The organism is Streptomyces sp. NPDC001027 (genome assembly GCF_040299045.1).
Taxonomy (GTDB): Bacteria; Actinomycetota; Actinomycetes; order Streptomycetales; family Streptomycetaceae; genus Streptomyces.
In genome coordinates, this window is the sequence record NZ_JBEPBI010000378.1 from 1 (window position 1) to 5328 (window position 5328).

Consider the following 5328-nt stretch of genomic DNA (forward strand, 5'->3'; position numbering starts at 1 on the left):
CAGAGGCGCGGGGTGAACGACCGGGGGTCCGGGAGCGGAGGTTCTTCAACCGACCCCCAAGTGAGGGGGACCAGCACGTGGTTGGCCGGCGAAGGAGCGGAGCGGGGCGCAGGACGTGACCGGCTGCAATCTGTCTGCAATCTGTGGCTGGCCGGACACGTCCCGCTGCTCGGCCCGCGGACAGAACGAAGTTCCAGCCCGGGTCGCGGACCGTCAGCGCGCTGGGAGGCGCTCTCTTGTGAGGGAAGTCGTTGCTCACGGGAACGGGCGGCACGGTGTCGAGGGGGCCGCGGCCGGTTCTCGGGATCGAACATCGTCGGGCCGCTGCGACATGACGCAACCGCCGTCGCGGCTCTTCCCCCGATGGCGGTTGCATCGCGTCTCAGTTCAGCCGGGCGGTGGCGTAGACCTCGATGGCGTCGCGCTGGTACGCGGCCAGGCCGGAAGCGATGGCCTCGTATGCGGCGCGCCACGTCTCGTTGTCGACGACGGAGCGTCCGATGGCCCGGTAGTCCTCGGCGGTGACGGCGCGCAGTGCGGTCACCGCCCGGTACTGGGCGACGATCTCGGCCTGGACCGGGTCGGCGTCGGCCGGGTGGCCCGCGGCCATGAGTTCGGCCAGCCGGATCATCTGGGCGGTGCGCTCGCGGTGCGCGGCGTCGGTGTCGGCCTGGCTCATCGCGTCGGCGCGTCGTGCGACCTCTTCGGCGAGTTCGGGGAAGTCGCGCAGGTTCTCCTCGTACTGGGAGGGCGCCACGCCCTCGAAGAGGTTCTCCGGTCGGTTGACGGTCATGGGGTTGCCGTCCTTCCTGGACTGTTCCAGTTCGGCGATCGTGCGGGAAACGGTGCCGGCCAGTGCCTCGAGGCGGTCCCGTTCCTCGAGGAGGCGCTGGTGGTGCCCCCGCAGGGCATCCACCTCGTCGACCTGTTCTGACAGGATCCGGCCGATCTCCGGCAGCCCGACGCCCAGCGCCCGCAACACGAGGATCTGCTGCAGCCGCAGCAGCTGGCGCTCCTCGTAGTAGCGGCGCCCGTTGGCGCCGATCCGGGCCTGCGGCAGCAGGCCCGTCTCGTCGTAGTGACGCAGTGTCCGGGCGGTCACGCCCGACATCCGGGCCACCTCCGAGATCGGCCAGTCCATCACGACTCCCGTACGTGTGTGTCGCCGGGCCGGTTTCTCCGGCCCTGGTCACGACGGTAGGAGCTGCCGCAACGGCAGCTTCAACCCCGAGGTTGTCGGCTGGGCCACGCGCCGACCTCAGCCGCCCCCCATAGGGTGGTCTGGTGTTCGATCGTTTGGAGATCAGGGTGTCGCGGCCGGGACCCAGGTTCGCTGCCCAGTTGCGGTTCTGGGTCAACGGGGAGGACGTGGTCGAAGCGACGGTCCGCGAGGGCGGCCGTGGGCCCTACGCGGCTGACGTACTGCCTGTCGGCCAGCCCGGCCTTCTGCGAGCGACCAGCGAGGCGTGCCGCCTGGAGCTGGGCGAACCGGAGTGCACCGGCAGTTGCTGCGGATTCCTGACCGTCGTCGTGCAGCGGTCCGGGGACATCGTGCAGTGGTCGAACTGGGAGGTTCCGTGGAAAGTCACGCACACGCCCGCGCCCCCGCCACCGGAGTTCCACTTTGACGCCAGCCAGTACGACGCCGAAGTGGCTCGCGCTGAGGCAGACCAGTCATGGCGGGTCCACCCGTAGCCCAGCACAGCGCGCCCCTGCCCGGTTGCCGGCGGGACGGCGCCCTGATCCCGGCGTCCGCCACGCCGTGCTCGGCGCCGCCCGGATGCGCGACCTCGCCCTCGCCGGACAGGTCGCAGGCGGCACGAAGGCCCGCTGTGCCCGAGGCGGCCCCAAGATCATTACGGCACCCCTCAGGGCACGGTGAACAGGACCTTGTCCTCGTCCGCGGCGGGGTCCGCCTGCTTGAGCCTGGCCCTGATGCTGGATCCGAGTGGGAGATCCAGGCCGTTGGTCGAGACGACCTTGGCCAGCACGGCGGGGTCGGCCAGGAACACCTTGCCCTCGCGCGGCCTGCCGCGCTCCGCGTCGGTGTCGATGACCGCGGCGTCGAACACCTCGCCCACGCGGTCCTTGAGCACCGCGGCCTCGGCCAGGTCCACGGTCTGCCGGCCCGCCAGTCCGCCCTTCCCCCGTGCCGTGTCGCACGGGATGCAGGACAGGGCGTCGAGCACCCAGTTCGGCGGGGCCTTGTCCGCGCACGCCGTCACGCACAGCTCACCGGTGTACCGGTCGACCAGGCGCCGCAGCGGAGCCGTGCAATGGGTGTACGGGGCCGCGATCGCTGCGTGCATGGTGTACGCCGGCTTCTGGTTGTCGCGGAAGACGGTGTACTGCGCCCTGAGCATCGTGCTCGTGGCCTCGGTGAGGAAGGCCATGTGCTGCTGGTTCTGGGGATCGAGCCTGCGGACCAGCGTGGCGTACGAGACGCCGGGCCGCCAGACGATGCCCAAGGCCCTCGCGATGTCGTGCAGCCGCTTGATCACGTTCGGCTCGGCCTGCTCCTTCTGGGTCCGCAGGATGCCGGTGCCCGCGTCGAGCATGATCTGGGCCGCGGACATCCCGGTCATGAGGGAGATCTGCTCGTTCCAGCCCTCGACCGGCAGCGCCGCCACGTAGCGCAGCCGGAACGATCCGTCCTCGAGGGTGACTTCCTGGTCCGGCAGATTCACCGAGATGCCGCCGCGCGCGATTTCGACGGCCTCCCGCAGCTCGCCGATCTCTCGCAGCAGGCCGAGGGACTCCTGCGCCGTGCCGTTCTCGATGGCCTGCTGGGCGCCGGCGTAGTCGAGCTGGGCCCGACTTCGAATCACGGCCCGGCTCACGGACGAGTCGGTCAGATTGCCGTGGGCGTCGAGGTCGTGCTGCCACAACAGGGCGGGGCGGTCCTTGTTCGGCAGCAGGCTGGCCGCGCCCTCGGAGAGGACGGGCGGGTGCAGGGGCACCTTGAGGTCGGGGAAGTACAGCGTTTCGATCCTGTCGTGCGCCTCGACGTCCAGGGGGCTGCCCGCCCTGACGAAGGTCGCCACGTCCGCGATGGCGTAGTACACGCGGTAGCCGCCACCGGGCCGCCGTTCCAGGTGCATGGCCTGGTCGAGGTCCTTCGAGGCCGGCGGATCGATCGTGAAGAACGGCAGGTGGGTGGCGTCCTTGTCGGGCAAGCGCGCCTCACCCGCGGCCTTGTCGGCCGCTTTGAGTACGCGCTTGGGGAAGCTCAGGGGGACCTTCAGCTCCGCGCGGAGTTCCTCCAGCGCGGTGCGCAGAGCGTCCTGGGCCTCGGCAGACATGTGCATCGGGCGGCGTCGCATGCCCCGAGCGTAGGGCGGCGGTCACGAACCGGCGCGGCGAGCGGGGCCGGGCGGCGCAGGGGACCAGGGCGACGACGGCCGCGCGGGGAGGGGACATCCGCAGGAGGGCGCGCGACGACGGCTACGGCACCTCGCCGCGCTGTCGGATCGCCCGAATACGCCCAGTGTGAGGACGACCCTCTTCTCGTGGGGCGTGGCAATGCTGCGCCACTGCTCGAGGCAGTTGACGCACCGCTCAACGGTGTTGCTCTCGCGGTCGAAAGCCGGTCGCCTGCCGGTCTGACTGCCGCGACGCAGCCGGTGGGGGGCTGGCCGCACGTCTCCCTGTGAGCCATGGCAGCCCCGCTGGCCCTGACCGGGGCCGGGCAGTCGATGCTGTTCGCCGGACTGTTCCGCAACGTGCTCACCGGCGTGCCCGCGCACCTCGACGGTATCGGCGGTGGCGCACTGCTGGCAGGGCCAGGGTGATGGGGACTTCGGATTCCGATCACCTGTTTGGGTTGAGCGGCGGCAGCCTCCAGCAGCGAAACGATGCCCGGATGCGGGCCTCCGGGCAAGCGGACCCGGTGTATTGCATGCCTCCACTGCCAGCTGAGTCGTAGGGACTGCCCATGGGCCTCGACAACGTCAGCTGGCCCGCGGCTGCGTGCTGCGGCCATGTCTGGCAGAACTGGCCTTGGAGGCAGGGGCAACCTCTGGTCGCGGGTCTCATCGTTCGCGTCCACTGTCGTAGTGTCGCGGCCGTTGCCTGAAACCGGTGGCCTGACAACTGAGCTCGATCCGCTGTGACGGACGCCATCGGTGTGGCGGTCAGGCCGCGAGTGCGGTCCAGTATTCGGCGGGACTGTGGTGGCCGAGGCTGCTGTGCAGGCGCTGCAAGGCGTACCAGCCCTCGAGGAAATCGAAGATCGCGGTGCGGGCGGCGACCTGGCTGGGCCAGGAGCTGGTGTCGAGCAGCTCGCTCTTGACGGTGGCGAAGAACGACTCGGCGAGTGCGTCGTCCCAGCACTGCCAGGTGCGGCCGACCGACAGACGCACCCAACTGGGCTGCCAGCGTGGCGTGGCGAATCTGGATGCGACCAGGAAACAGCGCCACACCGTCCCCCCCCCCCCGGATCTACCGCCGTCTGATCGACGAGCACTCCTCGTCCGAGGCGTTGACCACTTGAACCCGCACCGATGAGAGGGCGCAAGCGTCCTGCGAGCAACCGCGCGGTCCGGCCAGGGACTGAGAGTCCAGTGTCAGGTCTCCAGCGTCCGAAGACGGGGGAGGTCAGGCGGCAGGGCACGGGAATCGTTCACCCATCCGATTCTAGTGGGCGGGCTGCCCACCGGCGGCGCCGTCTGCCGCTGCCCCCGTGCCACTGGATCTTGACCGTTTGCCATCGGATTTCGACGGACGCGAGTTTGGGTCATCGGAGTTCGATCACCGCAGGTCAGCGACTCAGCGACTCAGCGACTCAGCGAACTTCGGTGCGCACCGGGGGCGTGGCAGAGCCCGTGGCGCGCTGGAGGCGCCTCTGTCTGCCCTGACGGCAATCTGCGCAGGAGGCAGCCTGTCGTCACCGTTGCGTCACAAGCAGTCGCCGCACGCAACCCTGCCGCTCTCCCGCCCTCTCTGCACTCACGTACCGACGACCACGCGTACCGCGGGGCGACGACCGACGACCGAAACCCGCGGACGACACGACTCAGGGGGACGACAGCATGCGGCACAGCAACGGCATTCGCAGGGCGGCTCTGGCGACGACGGCGGTCACGGCCGTCGCGGCGGCGGTGACCGGCATCCTGCCCGGCGCCGCCATGGCGGCGAGCACAGCGGCGAGCACCACCACCTCCACCCCGCCGCCCGCCTGCCCGGCCTCCGCCCTCCAGATCAGCGCGCGGCAGGCCGCCCACCCGCCCGCCGGGACCGGGACCGGGGCGGCGGTCGTGCAGTTCACCAACGTTTCCCGGAAGACGTGCGTCCTGAAGGGCCATCCGACGGTCGCGGGCGCCGGCAACG

The 5328-nt window shown here is 70.4% G+C and carries 6 protein-coding genes; 3 read left to right on the forward strand and 3 right to left on the reverse strand.

Annotation, left to right across the window (positions count from 1 at the left end):
* Nucleotides 1-382 precede the first annotated feature (382 nt).
* On the reverse strand, nt 383-1141 hold the full coding sequence (locus ABT300_RS40980) for a MerR family transcriptional regulator (protein ID WP_351687377.1): 759 nt from the start codon (nt 1139-1141) through the stop codon (nt 383-385).
* Between the two features lie 143 nt (nt 1142-1284).
* Between ABT300_RS40980 and ABT300_RS40985 the strand changes: the two genes are divergently transcribed.
* Nucleotides 1285-1695 carry a hypothetical protein gene (locus ABT300_RS40985; RefSeq protein ID WP_351687380.1) on the forward strand — a complete coding sequence of 137 codons (411 nt, stop codon included), beginning with the start codon at nt 1285-1287 and terminating at the stop codon, nt 1693-1695.
* A gap of 173 nt (nt 1696-1868) precedes the next feature.
* Here the strand turns inward: ABT300_RS40985 and ABT300_RS40990 are convergent, their stop codons facing one another.
* Nucleotides 1869-3323 (reverse strand): RNB domain-containing ribonuclease, encoded by a 1455-nt coding sequence (locus ABT300_RS40990; RefSeq protein ID WP_351687383.1) that lies wholly within the window; start codon nt 3321-3323, stop codon nt 1869-1871.
* 333 nt (nt 3324-3656) lie between these two features.
* Between ABT300_RS40990 and ABT300_RS41000 the strand changes: the two genes are divergently transcribed.
* On the forward strand, nt 3657-3791 hold the full coding sequence (locus ABT300_RS41000) for a hypothetical protein (protein ID WP_351687386.1): 135 nt from the start codon (nt 3657-3659) through the stop codon (nt 3789-3791).
* 342 nt (nt 3792-4133) lie between these two features.
* On the opposite strand, the gene ABT300_RS41005 is transcribed toward ABT300_RS41000, so the two are convergent.
* Nucleotides 4134-4361, reverse strand: coding sequence for an integrase core domain-containing protein (locus ABT300_RS41005; protein WP_351687388.1), 228 nt, complete (start codon nt 4359-4361; stop codon nt 4134-4136).
* Between the two features lie 669 nt (nt 4362-5030).
* Between ABT300_RS41005 and ABT300_RS41010 the strand changes: the two genes are divergently transcribed.
* On the forward strand, nt 5031-5328 hold a 298-nt coding region (locus ABT300_RS41010; RefSeq protein ID WP_351687391.1), incomplete at its 3' end, for a DUF4232 domain-containing protein.